The sequence below is a fragment of the Bacillus sp. FSL K6-4563 genome, assembly GCF_038630405.1.
GTDB classification, from domain to species: domain Bacteria; phylum Bacillota; class Bacilli; order Bacillales; family Bacillaceae; genus Bacillus; species Bacillus pumilus.
The window spans coordinates 1,926,407-1,944,846 of the sequence record NZ_CP152030.1 but is presented as its reverse complement, the minus strand read 5'-3'; the positions used below and the strand labels follow the sequence as shown (position 1 = coordinate 1,944,846).

Annotated in this window: 18 protein-coding genes; 14 read left to right on the top strand and 4 right to left on the bottom strand. The window is 41.6% G+C overall.

All coding sequences use genetic code 11. The annotated features are described in order from the left end of the window. Positions 1-40: 40 nt before the first annotated feature. Entirely contained in the window at positions 41-1,366 is a 1,326-nt protein-coding gene (locus MHH54_RS09560) for an APC family permease (RefSeq protein WP_342500231.1), read from the bottom strand. Between the two features lie 186 nt (positions 1,367-1,552). Here MHH54_RS09560 and czrA point away from each other — a divergent pair, with 186 nt between their 5' ends. After that, positions 1,553-1,882: a Zn(II)-responsive metalloregulatory transcriptional repressor CzrA gene (czrA, locus tag MHH54_RS09555; protein WP_007500691.1), complete on the top strand. Its 330-nt coding sequence runs from the start codon at positions 1,553-1,555 to the stop codon at positions 1,880-1,882. Positions 1,883-1,916: 34 nt separating this feature from the next. Here czrA and MHH54_RS09550 read toward each other — a convergent pair whose 3' ends face one another. Further along, the gene (locus MHH54_RS09550) at positions 1,917-2,441 is read right to left on the bottom strand and encodes a hypothetical protein (RefSeq protein WP_003215574.1); all 525 of its coding nucleotides are present in this window, start codon (positions 2,439-2,441) and stop codon (positions 1,917-1,919) included. Positions 2,442-2,559: 118 nt separating this feature from the next. On the opposite strand from MHH54_RS09550, the gene MHH54_RS09545 reads away from it, so the two are divergent. The 7 genes from MHH54_RS09545 (at position 2,560) to MHH54_RS09515 (ending at position 8,575) form a co-directional block, all read left to right on the top strand. Next, positions 2,560-3,492 (top strand): YafY family protein, encoded by a 933-nt coding sequence (locus MHH54_RS09545; protein WP_050943934.1) that lies wholly within the window; start codon positions 2,560-2,562, stop codon positions 3,490-3,492. Between the two features lie 54 nt (positions 3,493-3,546). Next, complete coding sequence (locus MHH54_RS09540; protein ID WP_137055101.1) at positions 3,547-4,020, top strand: GyrI-like domain-containing protein; 474 nt, start codon at positions 3,547-3,549, stop codon at positions 4,018-4,020. 37 nt (positions 4,021-4,057) lie between these two features. Then, a complete protein-coding gene (locus MHH54_RS09535) occupies positions 4,058-4,777 on the top strand; it encodes an MBL fold metallo-hydrolase (protein ID WP_342500230.1) in 720 nt (239 codons plus the stop codon). Positions 4,778-4,780: 3 nt separating this feature from the next. Further along, complete coding sequence (locus MHH54_RS09530; protein WP_003216130.1) at positions 4,781-5,353, top strand: TetR/AcrR family transcriptional regulator; 573 nt, start codon at positions 4,781-4,783, stop codon at positions 5,351-5,353. Between the two features lie 148 nt (positions 5,354-5,501). After that, positions 5,502-6,383, top strand: a complete 882-nt coding sequence (locus tag MHH54_RS09525; RefSeq protein WP_342500229.1) for a hypothetical protein — start codon at positions 5,502-5,504, stop codon at positions 6,381-6,383. Beyond that, on the top strand, positions 6,346-6,951 hold the full coding sequence (locus MHH54_RS09520) for a DUF4166 domain-containing protein (RefSeq protein WP_342500228.1): 606 nt from the start codon (positions 6,346-6,348) through the stop codon (positions 6,949-6,951). The genes MHH54_RS09525 and MHH54_RS09520 overlap by 38 nt, the downstream gene beginning before the upstream one ends. Beyond that, positions 6,944-8,575: a YndJ family protein gene (locus MHH54_RS09515; protein WP_342500227.1), complete on the top strand. Its 1,632-nt coding sequence runs from the start codon at positions 6,944-6,946 to the stop codon at positions 8,573-8,575. Before MHH54_RS09520 ends, MHH54_RS09515 begins: the two co-directional genes overlap by 8 nt. Here the strand turns inward: MHH54_RS09515 and MHH54_RS09510 are convergent. Continuing rightward, entirely contained in the window at positions 8,565-9,044 is a 480-nt protein-coding gene (locus tag MHH54_RS09510) for a site-2 protease family protein (protein WP_003216048.1), read from the bottom strand. The two genes, MHH54_RS09515 and MHH54_RS09510, sit on opposite strands and share 11 nt — an antisense overlap. Positions 9,045-9,275: 231 nt before the next feature. Here MHH54_RS09510 and csaA point away from each other — a divergent pair, with 231 nt between their 5' ends. The 3 genes from csaA (at position 9,276) to MHH54_RS09495 (ending at position 13,358) form a co-directional block, all read left to right on the top strand. Then, positions 9,276-9,608 carry a chaperone CsaA gene (csaA, locus tag MHH54_RS09505; protein WP_003215734.1) on the top strand — a complete coding sequence of 111 codons (333 nt, stop codon included), beginning with the start codon at positions 9,276-9,278 and terminating at the stop codon, positions 9,606-9,608. A 730-nt stretch (positions 9,609-10,338) separates the two neighbouring features. Continuing rightward, a complete protein-coding gene (locus MHH54_RS09500; RefSeq protein ID WP_058014922.1) occupies positions 10,339-11,730 on the top strand; it encodes an MFS transporter in 1,392 nt (463 codons plus the stop codon). A 23-nt stretch (positions 11,731-11,753) separates the two neighbouring features. Then, entirely contained in the window at positions 11,754-13,358 is a 1,605-nt protein-coding gene (locus tag MHH54_RS09495; RefSeq protein WP_342500226.1) for a glycoside hydrolase family 43 protein, read from the top strand. Positions 13,359-13,407: 49 nt separating this feature from the next. Here MHH54_RS09495 and MHH54_RS09490 read toward each other — a convergent pair whose 3' ends face one another. After that, entirely contained in the window at positions 13,408-14,568 is a 1,161-nt protein-coding gene (locus MHH54_RS09490; protein ID WP_342500225.1) for an ROK family transcriptional regulator, read from the bottom strand. 214 nt (positions 14,569-14,782) lie between these two features. Here MHH54_RS09490 and xylA point away from each other — a divergent pair, with 214 nt between their 5' ends. The 3 genes from xylA to MHH54_RS09475 all read left to right on the top strand — a co-directional run bounded on the left by xylA (position 14,783) and on the right by MHH54_RS09475 (position 18,432). Beyond that, positions 14,783-16,120, top strand: a complete 1,338-nt coding sequence (xylA, locus tag MHH54_RS09485; protein ID WP_342500224.1) for a xylose isomerase — start codon at positions 14,783-14,785, stop codon at positions 16,118-16,120. 35 nt (positions 16,121-16,155) lie between these two features. Then, positions 16,156-17,655: a xylulokinase gene (gene xylB, locus MHH54_RS09480; RefSeq protein WP_342500223.1), complete on the top strand. Its 1,500-nt coding sequence runs from the start codon at positions 16,156-16,158 to the stop codon at positions 17,653-17,655. A gap of 90 nt (positions 17,656-17,745) precedes the next feature. Then, entirely contained in the window at positions 17,746-18,432 is a 687-nt protein-coding gene (locus MHH54_RS09475) for a glycoside hydrolase family 11 protein (protein ID WP_034620516.1), read from the top strand. Positions 18,433-18,440: the final 8 nt, after the last annotated feature.

The following is an 18,440-nucleotide window of genomic DNA, read 5'->3' as shown; positions in this document are numbered from 1 at the left end:
TGCCATATCCTGCACAAGATACCAAGTGAAAACCTTATAATCAATCGTACCCAAATGTAAATTCGGGTCTTGTTTTCAGTCTGTAGCAGAAATAAACAAAACCGATAATTAGCCAAAGCAAACCAATGATTAATGCATTTGTACTGATGTTCGTTAACAGCCGTATACAAAAGGCCGTCCCGCACAGAGGAATCACTGCGTATCTCAATGTATTGAGTACACCTCTTTGTTTTTGTCTAATGAAATAGTACGCAAAAACAGATAAGTTCACTAATGTGAATCCAATCAACGCGCCGAAGCTGATAAAGGAATAAATGACTTCAAGTTCGCCAACGACTGCGGTTAAGGAGAAAGCACCAATTAATAAAATATTAAAAACAGGCGTTTTTAATCTCGGATGTATATATCCGAAAAAACGCTTCGGTAACGACTCATCTCTACCCATTGCATATAATAGCCTTGCTGCACTTGCATGTGACGATAAGGAAGAAGAGATAACAGCGACCATTGTGCCAGCTAAAAAGAACGAGTGGAGAAAGGCGCCGCCCACAAAATCCGCAATTTCAAGTGAGGCCGCATCGGGATGCTTGAACTGCTGAAAATTTGGAAATACTTGCTGCAAAAAATAAGACGTCAAGGTAAACAGTACGCCTCCAATGGCGACGGTTAAGAAGATGGCAAGTGGGATCGTCTTTTTTGGCTTAATGGTTTCCTCAGACAGGGTCGAAATCGCATCAAATCCTAGAAACGAAAAACATAAAATGGTTGCGCCTGAAAAAATAAGCGCTGGATCTAAGCTCGCCGAATAAAAAGGCCGGGCGGACAATAATTCCCCGCTGCCTGCATTTTGCGTGAGCCCATACATAATAAACCCAACAAAAGTGACGGCGACAATGACCTGAAAGGTCACAAATAGTGCCGTGATGTTGGCTGTAAGCCGTATACCGATTACATTGACAGTCGTTATGGCGATAGCAAGTATGGTGATCCAAATGTAATGAGGTACATCAGGAAAGGCTGCGGTTAAATAAGCACTTCCAATCGCAAAATTCACCATAGGCAAAAATAAATAATCCAGTAAAAGTGTCCAGCCTACAAGAAAGCCAACATGAGGATGAATACTTTTTTGCGCGTATGTATAAGCAGATCCTGCTTTTGGAAAAGCCTTCACCATATTCCCATAGCTAAGCGCTGTCAATAGTAATGCAAGTAACGTAAATATATAAGCTGTAGCGACGTGTCCTTTCGTCAGCTGAGCCACAATGCCGTATGAATCAAATACGACAAGTGGATCCATATAAGCAAGCCCGATCACAACAAGTGGGAAGACAGTCAGGCTGCGTTTTAGTCTTGGCTCTTCAGTCAATTTGCCTATCAGCTCCTCTAAAAAAATGAATAAATAATGCTCATTTTAAAAAGAATGCTACCAAGTGTCAATGCTATTTGAGTAAATCTTTTTTCTAAAGTGTGCTCTCTTTGCATGCCGGACGTTTTGGTATATGATGATACATAGAATAAGTCGTGATTTGACGGACAAGAAAGGTGAAGCAAAATGAAGGAAGAACTGAATACAAATCAAGAACAGGAACGGATGGAGCTGGATGAAGAAAGTCTATTTCTTGTCTCCCAAACCTTTAAAGCTTTATCTGATCCGACACGTATTCGAATTCTGCACCTGCTGTCTCAAGGTGAACACTCGGTAAATGATATAGCAGAAACACTGAATCTCATGCAATCAACCGTTTCTCATCAGCTGCGCTTTTTAAAAAACCTTCGTCTCGTGAAATCTAGACGAGCAGGGACCTCGATTTTTTACAGCCCTGAAGATCAGCATGTGATGGAAGTGCTTGAACAGATGATTCACCATGCACAGCACGATTGATAAAAAACCTTCCTACTTTCATATAGGAAGGTTTTTATGCATGATGCACATGTGTCGATCGTTTATTTGCTTTCATCATGTGAAAAGAAAAAACAACATAGTAAGCAGCTAAAAGAAAAAAGCTGAGCATGGTCATCGCATCATCGCTCACGATGTGCTGATACAGTTCAACGACACTGATTTTGGTCATCGAATGGTTTGTGAGCTCAACCAGCTTAAAACTAAGCCTGGATAAAAACAAACACAAAATGAAGCTTTCAATCCATTTACTCGTTTTCATATACAGCCGGCCATTTTCTTCTTTCATACGAATCGTCTGATAGGCATGAACAGCTAGGCTGCTTCCAAAAAGCATACCAATAGCGGCATAGATGAGGATATTATGATTTTGCCATCCTTCTGATAGGAGAATAAGGGCTGAAAGACCAAAGATATACATTCTCATCAAAAGCCTGATGGGGCGTACAAGCTGATAGCGTCTCATTCGATTCATTCGAATCATGATGCAGATCAACATAATGCTCCCAATCATGAACAATTGCCACACGTTATGTGTCATGATGCAACCTCCTCCTGCACGTGCAGGGATGTAAACGAATGCTGGCTGTTACTTATCTTTACCATTCTTTCTTTTTTTATCAAAACAAAACCTACATTTATGAAAAAGAGGAAAAGTCATGAAAATCGACCGCATTTTATCTACTGTGATGCTGCTCATTAGCAAGAAGCAAGTACAGGCGAAAGATCTTGCTGAACTTCACGAAGTGAGCACGAGGACCATTTATCGTGACATTGATACCATCAATCAAGCGGGAATCCCTGTTGTCACAACCCAAGGAGCAGGTGGAGGCATTTCACTTGTTGAGGATTATCGTTTAGAGAAAAAATTATTTACCGATGATGACATCGAGGTCATTTTAACAGCCCTCGAAAGCATGACGAGTGCCTATTCCTTTAAAGAAAGCGAACATGTACTGAAAAAAATCAAATCGCTTATTCCCACGCATACGTGTGAAAACGAAAAGCAGCATCATGTCTTCATTGATTTAAGCTCCTGGGGAAAAGACAGCCAGGCAGAAAAGAAGCTCCAGCTCATTCATACAGCTGCGTCAGCGCACCAATACATTCAGTTTACTTACCGCAATGCGAAAGGTGAAACACTTCCACGCAAAGTGGAGCCTTATACGCTCGTTTTAAAAGGGAGGCATTGGTATTTGTATGCGTTCTGTTGTGTAAAAAAAGCTTTTCGTCTGTTCAAGCTAACTAGAATGACGGGTCTTGTCACCATTTCAGGTTATTTTCAACCGAAAAGAATCAAAAACGAAGAAAAGCCTTGGAATGATTCTTGGCAAGAACAACCGTCGGTCAGCTCTGTCACGCTCAGGTTAACGGAAGCATCAGTGGGGAAAGTGAAGGAATGGGTAGATGAGAACGAATTGAATGTTTGTTCAGACGGCACTTACCTTGCCACCATTACCGTACCTCTTGATGATTGGTTAAATAGTTTCCTATTCCATTTAGGTCCAGATGTTGACATTCTTTCCCCGAAGCATGTCAAAGAAGCGTTTGACATTCAGTTGAAACAATTTCTCAAACGAATAGAAACTTGACACAATGTTGTCAGGTTTCTTTTTATATGATAGAAAAAAAGGAGATGAGAATATATGTACGATATCGTGACATTAGAGAAACAATGGATGAAAGGGTTGTCTGTTCGAACAACAAACGAAATGGAGCAAACAAAAGAGCGGAAGATTGCTCCACTCTGGCAACAATTTTTTGCGCAGCAGCTTCACGGAGGGCAAGCGCCCGTCATAGGATTATATTCAGATTATGAAAAAGATGAGCATGGCTCTTATTTATTTACTGCTGGGCAATTCGTGGATCAGCAGGTAGAACATGTCATAGAGATTCCTTCATCGACTTACGCAAAATTCCGAACGAGAAAGGGACCTATTGAAGAGGTTGTGTTGGAGACATGGCAGCAGATTTGGGCGTGGGATGAGCGCCATTACCGCACATATACAGGCGACTTTGAATGGTATGATGAAAGATCTATAGATCCAAAAGAAGCGCAAATTGATATTTATATTGCGGTTGATGAAGAAATGCTTGCTAAAACTAATATCATTAGTTAATATAAAACTAACAACATTAGTTTTAGGAGGACATATGATGAGATTGACAACTTTTGATCGCCTGCACCAGCTCACATTGATGCCGCGTCTATTTCCGGTAAATTGCTATGTATTTGAGGAAGAAAATGGACTGATATTAATTGATGCTGCTTTAAAAATGGCAGCAAGCTCGATCATTGAATTTGCGCACAAAAAAGACAAGCCAATCGACAAGATTATTCTCACTCATAGTCATATGGATCATATCGGTGCACTAGATGAAGTGAAAAAGGCTTTTCCAGAGGCAGTCGTTTATTTATCAAAACGCGATGCCCTCCTTTTTGAAGGTGATTTTTCCTTGCTTCCTGGTGAACCTCAGCAAAAAATTAAAGGCAGTTTTTCAAAAGACATTCACACAAAACCAGATGTGCTTGTCGAAGAAGGGGACGAGATTGGGTCACTTAAAGTCATCTCAACACCAGGACATACACCTGGAAGCATTTCTTTATACGATGAAAGGTCAGGGATTGTCATTGCAGGAGATGCACTTGTGACAAAAGGCGGTTTATTCGTAACGGGTGAGTTTCGCTTGACCTTCCCGTTCCCGGCTTTTGCCACTTGGGATGCAGAAACAGCACTCAAAAGTGCCGAAAAATTGCTGGCACTTCCCTTATCTTGTCTTGCAGTAGGACATGGTGATCTTTTCATGGAACCTCATGCCAAGCTTCAAGCTGCCATAACAAAAAGGCAGCATCAGTTAAAGAAAGGGGAGCAGTAAACCGTGTCTCCAAGAATGGGTATCACGCAAGAAAAAATCATCGATACAGCAGCCGCATTTGTTGATGAAGAGGGCTTTTCTGCATTGACCATTGCTACATTGTCTAAAAAGCTGAACATCAGACCACCTTCTCTTTATAATCATGTATCTGGTCTTCTTGAAATTCAGGCGGCACTCGCAGAAAAAGGGCTGTCCATGCTACGTGAAGAAGGTATACACGTAACAGAGGGATTGGATAAAGAAGAAGCTGTGTTAGCCTTTGCCAAACAGTATGTTCAATTTGTCCGCGAACATCCAGGCCTTTATGAAGCGGCCTTTTCACATATGGAGGAGAAAAAAGTAAGAAGTGAGGCAGAGCGCCTTGTTGAATTTGTCCAATCCATCATGGCCCGTTTTGGTGTCAAAGAAGAAGAGATGACACATGTGGTCAGAGGACTAAGAAGCTTATTGCACGGCTTCGGTGATATTTCAAATAAAAATGGATTTCAACGAAAAGAACAGCTTGAAGACAGTGTGAGCTATGCGGTCAAGCTTTATATCTCAGGTGTGTTGCAAAAAGAAGATCTGTCTCATTGACAGGTCTTTTTTTGGTAGTGAACCGATATGTTAAAGAGGCGACCATCTTGAACCAATTTTTTGACAAAAAAAGAATAAACATTTGACAGTTTTGTGAAACATGGTATGCTTGTTATGTGAAATAATTCACATAGAGGAGTAGAGGCAGATGAAAAGAAAGCCTGTTTATGTGGAAACAACCATTCATGCACCGATAGAGAAAGTATGGGAATATACGCAAAATCCAAAGCTTCATGAACAATGGGATTTGCGCTTTTCAACCATTTCATTAAATGAACCTCAAAATGAACAGCCCCAATCCTTTTTGTATGAACAGCATCTTGGGTTTGGTTTAAGTGTCACAGGGACAGGAGCTTATCGAACAAGAATGATGGATGAACGGAATGAGAGGGCATCCTCACTTCATTTCAAATCGTCACACCCATTGTCTTTTATCAAAGAAGGCAGTGGCTACTGGAAGTATATGAAAACAAGCGACCACATTGTGTTTCAAACTCAATTTGATTACAAAACGAAAGAAGGAAAAGGATGGACATGGGCAGACCGGATTCTTTTTCGCCCAATGATCGGGTTTATGACAGCCTTTAGTTTTGGTGCATTAAAGACGTGGCTTGAAAAGGGAACACATCCTCGGTTATTACTAGAGAGAACACTTGCTCATTACGGGATTTGTTTGCTGTTTGCCATCGTCTGGCTATGCCAAGCGGTCATTCCTTTTTCACATTCGGCTTTTGATCATAGCACGAGTTTCCGATTGTTTTATGCGCTTTTAGGCGTATCATGGCTAATTCCCAAGCTATCAAAGAAATATCTATTCATTTTTCAAAGTATGTTTCTTCTCATCATGCTTTGTATAGGGGTCCTATCCCCGCAAACGACGCTTCATGAGCCGCTTGTGATGAGTGCATTTTTCATTTTGTCGATTGCAGGTATGATCAATCTAAAAGATTGTGTAGATGTATTTTCCATCAAACGAAAAAGGGGAGGTAGACATGGTCGTTCATCGTCATCAAGTAAAGGATTACGATAAGCTGCATCCAAAGCTAAAAGAGAGATACAACCGCGCGTTTTCTGCTGATGGTACGATGGAGGAAATAGGCGGTGGGTCAAGACTCATTCGGTTGATCTTCAGAATGGGTCCACTGTTTCGTTGTTTTTTCCCCGAGAGAGGGAGAAACATTCCTTTCCAAATAGTCAACGAGCCCTTTGTGACAATTAAGGGGGAGGAAGGGATGCACTGGTATCGAACGTTTTATTTCCCAAAGAAGGAGCGGCACTTTGATGCAGATATGATCATTGATCAGAAGAGTCATACAGTACTAGACTACTTTGGAAAACCTAGACTTCTTGTGTCAGAGCTTCATTTTACAGTAACAAAGCATGGTTTCTTACACATCCAATCCGGCCGGCAGAAGTTTTTGATATTCGGCAGGGAATGGCCGCTGCCTTCATGGCTTTATGGTGTGTCAGATGTAACGGAAGGCTACGATGAACATGCAGGTGAATATACCATTGATGTCCACGTGAAAAATCGCCTGTTTGGTACTCTTTTTACATATAAAGGCCGTTTTACAGAAAGGGTGTCTCATGATGAATAAGTGGCATTTGATATCCAGTCTGATCTTCATGTCTTGTTTTATCGCCACCCGTTTCATGACAGGCCGGGTAGCAGAATTTTTTGTTCTCATGGCAATTCTATTTTTTGTTCCCTCTGCCTTACACTTTTTTGAGAAAGAAGGGAAGAAACACAAGCCAGAGAGGCTGATCGGCTTTTTAATGAAAGCCTTTCCACTAGCGGCTCTTTGTGCAACCACTGCTTTTATCTATCATTCCGCTTGGTTTGCATCGGGATGGCTTTTATATACAATCTTATTGGCGTTATTTGGCTTTTCTCGTTTGCTGAAAAGAGGAATCTTTCCACTTCATGAGCTGATGATTGATGGCGCATGGATGTATCTCGCTTTAGGCGGTCTGTGGTTTTGGCTGTACACAGCAGATATACAGGTGATGACATTTTCGCCGATCATTGTTCTTTTGACCGCTATTCATTTTCATTACTCGGCTTTTTTTATCCCGCTTTTTTATGGATTTTTAGGAAGGCAGCGAACAAAAGAGACAGCTTTATACAAAGCGGCAGGCTGGGTGATTTTGCTGTCGCCTGTGATGATTGCTGTTGGGATTAGCTTTTCCCGTCTATTTGATACGTTCAGCGTCATTCTTTATGTGATGACCCTCTTCATATATGGCATCCTTTGTATGAAAACAAGATTTCGGTCAACTTTGGCAAAAGGTCTTGTTGTGTTTTCTAGCTTAGTTTTAATGGGGACGATCGTGTTATCACTTCTTTATTCCGCTGGTATGCTGATGCGTGTGACCTACATCAGCATGGATCAGATGATTTGGTTTCATGGCAGTATCAATGCTTTTTTTGTGATTTTGCCGGGTTTGATTGGCTGGCTGATTGAAGGGCCGAAGGATCAATTAAAGCAGAAGAACTTCCCGATTTCGAAAGTGTATGGCCGGTTTCAACTGATCTCTTTTCAAGAGGAAAGCGTGCATAACCATGAGAAGCTGGGTTTAGTCGATTCGCTTGATGAATTAAATGGAACGACATTTTCAGCTGATAGGGTCTCACCTGTGATTCGCAGATTTTATGAAGACCCTATGGCTTTTACATTAAAAGCAGCCGTCAACTTTCATTGGTGGGTAAGGCCGTTTGTTTTTTTACTTCAGCCAGTGTTTAAGAAAATAGGTCAGCTATATTTGGGGTTATCTCGTCATCCATATGAGATGAAGGGACGTCTGACTAGATTTCAACATCCGAAGGAAGAAAGGGAAAATGTTCGGGCTTGGATACGTCACAATGTAAAAGGAGAGCAAGTCTTTTTTGCTCTTTATGCTCTTCATTACGATGCAGCTGCGGGTTATATGAATATTGCGCTGCCACTTCCGTATTCTCAGCTGACAGCTATTTTAAAGCCTTTTAATGAGAAAGAAGATTTTCTATTAAAAAGCGCATGTCCAAAAGGCAGTACCGGTGACGAAGGGTTGTATTTGCATACGCCTTTTATCACCATGAAACTGCCAATGGAAGAAAGCTTTCATATGAAGCCGGAGACAGATCAAAGTCTCACAGCGGTACATCAAATGAAGCTGTTCGGTATTCCTTTTTTAACGATTCATTATCATATTGACAGTGAAAGTCATCATGTTAGTCAATGATGTCGCATGGTTCACCGTGCCGAATGATGTTCACAATCGCTTGCCCATCACTCGGATGATGATCTGCATACTGGACTGGCAGTAGTGCAAAAAATACATAGTAGACTGAGAAGTAAGCAAATTGATAGAAAAATTGGTGCTCTGGCAGGAAATCATTGGCGATCATTGTGTTCAGTATGAGAACACTGAGCAGGTTGCATAATGAACCGCCTAAGTAGACAAGAATGTGCGACAATCGGTTGTTTTTCCTCATTTCTTCATAGTGGCAAAATGCATCTAGAAAATAGATTCGTCTAATTTCAACGACGCCTACTTTCAACACTTTTTTCCCTCTGCCAAGCGCAAAGGAAACCTTTGCTCCAAACATCCACGCGACCACAATATGGCCAAGCTGATGCAGGATGGCAACGATAGGAAGAATGACAAAAAACGACCAGCAAAACGTCCACATATCCGATAATGTAAACAAGTGTGAACCCTCCCCAATATATTCGGGAGGAAGCAGTAGGATTATTTGCCATTTTACTGAATTCATTTTCAGGATGCAAACATTTAATACACGACAATAAATTTATTATGTAAACTATAAAGGTGATTTTAACGCTGTATAGGCTTTTTGAACCTCCTCTATGACAAAATGAATGTGCTACAATGAATAATCAATAGATTACGTTACCTTTTATGAAGAGGAGAGAGTCAGATGGCAGATATTGAACAGTTTTTGGCGTTAGATATTCGCGTTGGGACGATCATAGAAGCAGAATTTTTTGCAGAGGCAAGAGTGCCTGCGTTGAAGCTCAAGATTGATTTTGGTGAAGAAATTGGTGTGAAGCAATCTAGTGCTCAGCTGACAAAGCGTTATACAGCGGAAAATCTTACCGGCAAACAAATCGTAGCGGTCGTTAATTTCCCGCCAAGAAGAATTGCAGGGTTCAAATCAGAAGTGCTTGTCTTAGGAGGCATGCCGTCAAAAGAAGACGTGGTGTTGTTAGCGACAGATGAACCGGTTGAGAATGGAACAAAAATAGGGTAAGAAAAAAGACATCTTCCTAAGAAGACGTCTCAGCGTGTAGACAAACCCTCGCATTCGGTGTCAGTCCTGCGTGCTGGTGCTCACGAATGTCAAATTCGCTCCGCGCCAGTACTCGTCCTTCCTAGATTGCAAAGGTTTTCTATCACGCTGAAAAAGTAGACAAAGGGCTAAAATCAAGATCATTTTAGCCCTTTGTCAACAATCTGAAATAGGGTAAGAAAAAAGACATCTTCCTAAGAAGATGTCTTTTGCGTATTGAGGCGGAATAACCACACGCCACATTCGTGTGTGTCTCAAAGAGACATGTTACCCGACTTACACAATTCAGCTCATCGCTTGATTAATATAGCATGGGATGAGCTTGAATGCAACCTTTAAATGAATTCTTTCAGATTTTCTTGTCATTTCACAAGATGAATGACAAGAAATCGATTATTTGGATTATTTTTTCAAAATATATTGAAAAGTCAGATCAGATTTTATAAAATGAATTCATCTTAGTTTGTTTGGTCAATAAACTAAGATGAATTTCAAGTATTGATCTCTATATTGAAGGAGATGATTCTGTCATTCGACTGTTTTGCTGCGCATTTGGGCTAAGCTGAAAGGAAGAGATGTTCAGCTACATTTTTATAACAAATTGAAAGCGCTTTATATTCCCTGTATTGATTGCTGCTGCCCTCCGTCATCTGTTCGTTAGAAGAGGCTAAGTGAAGAAGGGAGAAAGCTCATGGTTAGTGAGAATTTAAAGAAGATTCGTATGTCTGAAAAAGTGGGATATGCTTCAGGGGATTTCGCATGTAATTTGATTTACGCAACTGTTTCTACGTATCTATTATTTTTCTATACAGATGTGTACGGTTTATCAGCGGCAGCAGCAGGGACGATGTTTTTGGTTGTTCGCGCCATCGATGCGCTTGCAGATCCATTTATTGGTGCATTGGTAGACCGGACGAACAGCCGTTTTGGTAGATTCAGACCTTATTTGTTATTCGGTGCGTTTCCTTTTGTCGTACTTGCCATTCTTTGCTTTACAACACCTGATTTTTCCGAAATGGGTAAACTCATTTATGCCTACATCACGTATGTTGGTTTATCGCTTACATACACATTCATCAACGTTCCTTATGGTGCTTTAACTTCCGCAATGACAAGAAATAATCAAGAGGTTGTCAGTATTACGTCCGTTCGTATGGTGTTTGCCAATCTAGGTGGTCTAGTTGTTGCTTTTTTTGTTCCTTTTCTTGCGACCTTTTTAAGTGATACGACAGGAAATACAGCACTTGGCTGGCAGATGACGATGGCTTTTCTCGGCGTTCTTGGCGGCGCATTACTGATTTTCTGTTTTAAAAGCACGAATGAACGTGTCACGCTTCAAAAGCCAGAGGAAAAGATTAAATTCAGTGATATCTTTGTCCAGTTACGAGTGAATCGCCCGCTTGTTGTATTAAGCATTTTCTTTATTATTATTTTTGGTGTGAACTCGATCAGCAACTCTGTTGGGATCTATTATGTGACGTATAACCTTGGCAGAGAAGATTTAGTGAAATGGTACGGACTCATTGGCAGTCTGCCAGCTTTAATGGTGCTGCCGTTTATTCCGAAGCTGCACAAGCTGTTAGGAAAGAAAAAGCTGCTGAATTATTCTTTATCGCTGAATATAGTAGGTCTTCTTGCCTTACTTGTGATACCGCCGAGTCAAATCACTTTAATACTGATTTTCAGGCTTGTTGCTGCTGCGGGGAGTATTACAGCGGGTGCTTACATGTGGGCGCTCATTCCTGAGACTGTTGAATATGGCGAATATAAAACTGGAAAAAGGATGGGCGGACTGATCTACGCAGTCATTGGATTTTTCTTTAAATTTGGGATGGCATTAGGCGGGATTGTTCCGGGGCTTGTACTCGATCGATTTGGCTATGTTGCAAACCAAATACAGACGCCAGAAGCATTGCTTGGCATTTTAATCACGGTAACAGTGATTCCTGTATGCTTACTGATTTTAGCGATGATTGATATTAATTTTTATAACCTAGATGAAGAAGAGCACCAAAAAGTCGTGAGGGAGCTTGAGAATAGGGATCAAGTATATATCGATCATATGGACGATTTTAAAATGTAGGTCGTGAAAGAGGAGGAAGTTGAATGAAAATCACCAATCCAGTACTCAAAGGATTTAACCCGGACCCAAGTATTTGCCGTGTAGGAGAAGATTATTACATGGCGGTCTCTACATTTGAATGGTTTCCAGGGGTACAAATTTATCATTCGAAGGATCTTGTGCATTGGCGACTTGCCGCGCGTCCTTTGCAAAAAACGTCGCAGCTGGACATGAAAGGGAATCCTGATTCTGGCGGAGTATGGGCACCGTGCCTAAGCTATGCAGATGGTCAGTTTTGGCTCATTTATTCAGATATCAAAGTAGTGGATGGTCCATTTAAAGATGGTCATAATTATTTGGTTACGGCAAGTGAGGTTGATGGTGATTGGAGTGAGCCGGTTAAGCTTAATAGCTCTGGCTTTGATCCCTCTTTATTTCATGACCAAAGCGGGAAGAAATACGTCTTAAATATGCTGTGGGATCATAGGGAAAAGCACCATTCCTTTGCGGGTATTGCCTTGCAGGAATATAGCGTGACGGAAAAGAAACTCATTGGTCAGCGGAAGGTCATTTTTAAAGGCACACCGATTAAATTGACAGAAGCACCGCATCTTTATCACATCGGTGATTACTATTATTTATTAACAGCAGAAGGAGGCACCAGGTACGAGCATGCGGCAACAATTGCCCGTTCCCCGCAAATTGAAGGGCCTTATGAGGTTCATCCTGATAACCCAATTTTAAGTGCTTTTCACTCACCTGAACATCCGCTTCAAAAATGCGGGCATGCTTCCATTGTTCAAACGCACACAAATGAATGGTACCTCGCTCATCTCACTGGTCGCCCCATTCAATCAAGCAAGGAATCTATTTTTCAGCAAAGAGGGTGGTGTCCTTTAGGAAGAGAAACAGCGATTCAAAAGCTTGAATGGAAGGATGGCTGGCCGTATGTTGTGGGCGGAAAAGAAGGAACGCTGGAGGTTGAAGCGCCAGCGATCAACGAAAAGGTTTTTGCTCCTACCTACCATACAGTCGATGAGTTTAAAGAATCAACGTTAAATAGACACTTCCAAACATTAAGAATTCCTTTTACTGAACAGATCGGTTCATTAACGGAAAAACCTCAGCATTTAAGGTTATACGGTCAGGAATCTCTAACATCTAAGTTTACTCAAGCTTTCGTTGCAAGGCGCTGGCAAAGCTTTTATTTTGAAGCAGAGACAGCTGTGTTGTTCTTTCCAGAGAATTTTCAGCAAGCCGCTGGTCTTGTGAATTATTACAATACGGAAAATTGGACAGCGCTTCAGGTGACATATGACGAGGAACTTGGCCGCATTCTTGAATTATCTGCCTGTCAAAACCTTTCCTTTTCTCAGCCATTGGCACAAAAAATCGTCATTCCAGAGGAGGTCACCTATGTGTATTTAAAAGTGACCGTTCAGAAAGAAACATATACCTATTCTTATTCATTTGATCAAAAAGACTGGAAGGAAATTGATGTGATATTTGAATCTAGCCACCTATCTGATGACTTCATTCGAGGAGGAGGATTTTTTACAGGGGCATTTGTCGGCATGCAGTGCCAGGATACAAGCGGCGAGCGTCTGCCTGCTGATTTCAACTATTTCCGTTATGAGGAAACAGAATAAATAAAAAAAGACAACACGGTAAGAGCTGTCTTTTTTATCTATGAATCTGTCATGGTGAGAGGGTGGCATCTTGCAGGAAAGCTTCAATGACGAGAGATGTCATCCCTAATACTGGTGCGTTGTGTCCTAATGACGATGGAAGCAGCTCGACATGTGAACTGAATTGAGTATCCATCCTGGAGGAGACCTCCTCTTGAATCACACGTAGAACCGTTGGCTGCGCTTCAATCACTTTGTTTCGTAAAATAATCGCTTGCGGGTTAAAGGTATGCAGGACGTTTGTGAGGCCGACTCCAAGATAAAAACCAAAGTTGCGCAAGGCATTGAGCGTTTTCATGTCATTTAACATTGCCAGCTGTTCCACATCTTGGTGAGAGATGGGCTGATCATTTGTTTGAAGGGACTGAAACAAGGCTTTCTCAGATGCATACAGCTCCCAACATCCACGGTTTCCGCAGCTGCAAGTTGGTCCATTAAAGTCGATGGTCATATGTCCCATTTCACCAGAAAAGCCGTATGCACCTCTGTATAAATGATGATTGATAATGATCCCGATTCCAATGCCAGTGCCGATGCTGGCATAGATCAAATGATCATAATGTTTAGCGGCACCAAAGATTTTTTCACCATATGCACCAGCATTTGCTTCATTTTCAATGAAAACGGGTACTTGGAATGCGTCTTGGAGCGTTGTTTTTAGGTCAACATTTTTCCATTTAGAATGCGGCGTAAACACGATTTGTTGATCGGCATCCACTAGCCCGGGTATACATAGGCCAATACCTATGAGCCCATATGGGGAAGAGGGGATTTGTGCCATCAACTGCTGGATTAATTCAGTTAATATGCGTATGGTCACATCAGGAGCGCTTGATGGGAGCCTGATCTGCTCTTCTTGAAGGATGGACCCTTCAAGGTCGGTTAAAATGCCATTGACATAATCAACGCCGACATCAATCCCGATGGAGCAGCCAGCACGTTTATTAAACATCAGTAAAACCGGTCTTCTCCCGCCGCTAGACTCACCTTGACCGATCTCATAGACGAGTTGCTCTTTCATTAATGTACTCACTTGAGAGGAAACAGTCGATTTATTTAACCCAGTGCGTTCAGATAATTTAGCTCTAGAAATTGGCGCATGCTGGAGAATTTCTTTTAATAATAGCTTTTGATTTATTTTTTTCACAAAGTTCTGATCAGCGATATCCATGTTATCCACTCCATTTGTTTCGTCTTTAGATTAAGTGAAGAAAAAAGCTGCTTTTCTACGCATGTAATCTGTAAGAAGGATGATTTTAACTTTATTATAACGAAAATATTTCTAAAAAACTAAAAAATATGGAAAATTCAAAGTGAATCGATCATCAATTGAACATTAGTTTGTTGAATCAACTTACAAAGTATATTCATAGGAGGAATAAAAGATGGCCAACTCAAATATGAAAACGTTACACAGTTTAGAAGGAATCGGAAAAATACAATTTGAAGGAAAACAATCAAAAAATCCACTCGCTTTTAAACACTATAATCCAAGTGAAATGATTGGCGGAAAAACAATGAAAGATCACCTGCGCTTCTCAGTCGCTTATTGGCATACATTGACTGCTGATGGAACAGACATGTTTGGAACTGGTACGATGCAGAGAGCCTGGGACTCCTATAGCGGAATGGATTTAGCAAAAGCTAGATTGGAAGTAGCCTTTCAACTGTTTGATCTATTGGATGTTCCGTATTTTTCCTTCCATGACCGTGACATTGCACCGGAGGGAGATACGCTTCAAGAGACGAATCAGCAATTAGACATCATTTTAGAAAGAATGAAAGAATACATGCGAGATAGCGGAGTCAAGCTGCTGTGGAATACAGCCAATATGTTCAAGCATCCTAGATTTGTACACGGCGCAGCAACATCTTGTCATGCAGATGTCTTTGCCTATGCAGCCGCACAGGTGAAAAAAGGCATCGAAACAGCTAAAGAACTTGGCGCAGAAAATTACGTTTTCTGGGGAGGACGAGAAGGGTACGATACTCTGCTGAATACAGATATGAAAAGAGAGCTTGATCACATGGCGTCATTTTTGCATATGGCTGTTGATTATGCAAAGGAAATTGGGTACACTGGCCAATTTTTAATTGAGCCTAAGCCAAAGGAGCCAACCACTCATCAATACGATGCAGATGCAGCGACATCTATTGCCTTTTTAAAGCAATACGGACTAGATTCACATTTTAAATTGAACATCGAGGCCAATCATGCGACGCTTGCTGGTCATACGTTTGAGCATGAATTACGCGTCTCAAGAATACATGGATTGCTCGGTTCTGTGGATGCAAACCAAGGGAATACGCTGCTCGGCTGGGACACGGATGAATTTCCAACCGATTTATATGCCACAACTCTTGCCATGTATGAAATTTTGCAAAATGGCGGACTAGGAACTGGCGGTCTCAATTTTGATGCAAAAGTGAGAAGAGCTTCTTTTGAGCTTGAAGATATTTTGTATGCCCATATTGCGGGTATGGATGCATTCGCAAAAGGACTGCGGGTCGCTCATAGACTCATAGAAGATCGTGTGTTTGAAGATGTGATCAAGCACCGGTATCGCAGTTTTTCTGAAGGGATTGGCCGTGACATTTCAGAAGGAAAGGCAAACTTTCATACATTAGAAGAGTATGCGCTCAAACACCCTTTAATCAGAAACGAATCGGGAAGAGAGGAACAGTTGAAAGCCCGGTTAAATCAATACTTGTTAGAAGATTGATTGAAGAAGCGGACCTGTTTTGAAGGAGTGAAGACATGAAGTATGTGATGGGAATTGATCTTGGAACGAGCGGAGTCAAAGCCATATTAGTCGATGAGAATGGAAAGGTGTGCGGCGAGGCCACTAAGCCTTACCGCCTCATTCAAGATAAACCTGGATATTGTGAACAGAACCCAGAGGAATGGGTTGAGCAAACAGTGGCTGCGATGAAAGAACTGATGGCAAGACAGCCTGTCCTTTCAAAGAAAGTAGAGGGCATCAGCTTTTCTGGACAGATGCATGGTCTTGTTCTTTTAAATGAATCCCGCAAGGTGCTCCGCCCTGCGATTTTATGGAATGATACACGAACGACTGCGCAATGTACACGCATCACAAAAAAGCTGGGGAAAAAGCTGCAAAAGATCACGAAAAATCAAGCGCTTGAAGGATTCACACTGCCAAAATTATTATGGGTAAAGGAACATGAACCAGAAATTGATCAACAAATCGACATGTTTTTACTCCCAAAAGATTATGTCAGATTTCGTTTAACAGGTACTGTTCATATCGATTATTCTGATGCGGCTGGCACATTACTGTTAAATATTGGAGAGCAAGCGTGGAGTGAAGAAATTTGTCAGGCATTTGATATTCCTCCTCATATTTGTCCGCCGCTTATCTCATCAGAGGAAGAGGTTGGTACACTATTTCCGCACATTGCACGTGAGACGGGGATCGAAGAGGGGGCAAAAGTCTTTGCTGGCGGGGCAGACAATGCTTGCGGAGCAATTGGTGCTGGTATTTTATCCTCTGGCCGCACGTTATGCAGCATTGGTACATCTGGCGTCATTCTCTCTTACGAAGAGGATCATGAAAGAGAGCTTCAAGGAAACTTGCATTTGTTCCATCATGCAAAAAAAGACGCTTTCTACACAATGGGTGTCACCCTTTCAGCAGGATATAGCCTTAATTGGGTAAAACATTTACTGGCTCCAGAGGAATCGTTCCAATCACTTTTAGAGGGTGCAGTTGATGTCACGCCAGGAGCGAATGGATTGCTCTTCACGCCATATTTAGTAGGGGAGAGAACACCTCATGCGGATTCTACCATTCGTGGAAGCTTGATTGGTTTAGACAGCCGACATGAAAGGGCGCATGTCGTCAGGGCTGTGCTAGAAGGTATTACCTTCTCGTTAAATGAATCTATTGCCTTATTCCGGCAAGCAGGAAAACACATAGATTCTATTGTGTCCATTGGGGGCGGTGCAAGAAGCCGGACATGGCTTCAAATGCAAGCAGACATATTTCAGGCTGAGGTCATCCAGTTAGACAATGAACAAGGGCCTGCTTTAGGTGCAGCTATGCTGGCCGCCGTTGGTTGCGGCTGGTATCCATCGCTTGAGACATGTGCAGATCAGTTTATTCATCAAGCTGCTGTCTATGAGCCAGAGCAGCAACATGCAAGTATATATGCTGATCTATTTCATCTGTATCAAAAGATCTATACACAAACAAGAGACATCCATGCCGGGTTAGAACAATACCGTTCCGTCTAGCAGAGAATGGTGACATGAAAGGAGGTGATGAGCTCGCTTCATCTTAGAGAAGGCAGAACAATTTTAATGAAAAAAGGAGAGGGATGGAAAATGAATTTGAAAAGATTGAGGCTGTTGTTTGTGATGTGTATCGGGTTTGTGTTGACACTGACTGCTGTACCAGCTTATGCGAAAACGATTTATAATAATGAAGTAGGTACACATAGCGGGTATGATTACGAATTATGGAAGGATCATGGAAACACCTCGATGACACTTAATAACGGCGGGGCATTTAGTGCAGGCTGGAACAATATTAATAATGCTTTATTTAGAAAAGGAAAGAAGTTTGATTCCACTAAAACTCATCATCAGCTTGGCAACATCTCTATCAATTACAACGCAAACTTTAACCCAGGTGGGAATTCCTACTTATGTGTCTATGGCTGGACACAATCTCCATTAGCAGAATATTACATTGTTGATTCATGGGGCACCTATCGCCCAACAGGAGCGTATAAAGGATCATTTTATGCAGATGGGGGCACGTATGACATTTATGAAACGACCCGTGTCAATCAGCCTTCCATTATTGGAATTGCGACCTTCAAGCAATATTGGAGTGTACGTCAATCGAAACGTACGAGTGGAACGGTATCTGTCAGTGCACATTTCAAAAAATGGGAAAGCTTAGGGATGCCAATGGGCAAAATGTATGAAACGGCATTTACTGTAGAAGGCTATCAAAGCAACGGAAGTGCGAATGTAACGACCAACCAGTTGTTTATTGGTCAATAGAAAGCATT

What these genes read in the sequence shown, in the direction of transcription:
- xylB (WP_342500223.1), top strand. Translation starts at nt 16,156, where the DNA reads ATGAAGTATGTGATGGGAATTGATCTTGGAACGAGCGGAGTCAAAGCC.
- MHH54_RS09515 (WP_342500227.1), top strand. Translation starts at nt 6,944, where the DNA reads ATGAATAAGTGGCATTTGATATCCAGTCTGATCTTCATGTCTTGTTTT.
- MHH54_RS09520 (WP_342500228.1), top strand. Translation starts at nt 6,346, where the DNA reads ATGGTCGTTCATCGTCATCAAGTAAAGGATTACGATAAGCTGCATCCA.
- MHH54_RS09500 (WP_058014922.1), top strand. Translation starts at nt 10,339, where the DNA reads ATGGTTAGTGAGAATTTAAAGAAGATTCGTATGTCTGAAAAAGTGGGA.
- MHH54_RS09545 (WP_050943934.1), top strand. Translation starts at nt 2,560, where the DNA reads ATGAAAATCGACCGCATTTTATCTACTGTGATGCTGCTCATTAGCAAG.
- MHH54_RS09495 (WP_342500226.1), top strand. Translation starts at nt 11,754, where the DNA reads ATGAAAATCACCAATCCAGTACTCAAAGGATTTAACCCGGACCCAAGT.
- MHH54_RS09535 (WP_342500230.1), top strand. Translation starts at nt 4,058, where the DNA reads ATGAGATTGACAACTTTTGATCGCCTGCACCAGCTCACATTGATGCCG.
- czrA (WP_007500691.1), top strand. Translation starts at nt 1,553, where the DNA reads ATGAAGGAAGAACTGAATACAAATCAAGAACAGGAACGGATGGAGCTG.
- MHH54_RS09540 (WP_137055101.1), top strand. Translation starts at nt 3,547, where the DNA reads ATGTACGATATCGTGACATTAGAGAAACAATGGATGAAAGGGTTGTCT.
- xylA (WP_342500224.1), top strand. Translation starts at nt 14,783, where the DNA reads ATGGCCAACTCAAATATGAAAACGTTACACAGTTTAGAAGGAATCGGA.
- MHH54_RS09475 (WP_034620516.1), top strand. Translation starts at nt 17,746, where the DNA reads ATGAATTTGAAAAGATTGAGGCTGTTGTTTGTGATGTGTATCGGGTTT.
- MHH54_RS09525 (WP_342500229.1), top strand. Translation starts at nt 5,502, where the DNA reads ATGAAAAGAAAGCCTGTTTATGTGGAAACAACCATTCATGCACCGATA.
- MHH54_RS09490 (WP_342500225.1), bottom strand. Translation starts at nt 14,568, where the DNA reads ATGGATATCGCTGATCAGAACTTTGTGAAAAAAATAAATCAAAAGCTA.
- csaA (WP_003215734.1), top strand. Translation starts at nt 9,276, where the DNA reads ATGGCAGATATTGAACAGTTTTTGGCGTTAGATATTCGCGTTGGGACG.
- MHH54_RS09550 (WP_003215574.1), bottom strand. Translation starts at nt 2,441, where the DNA reads ATGACACATAACGTGTGGCAATTGTTCATGATTGGGAGCATTATGTTG.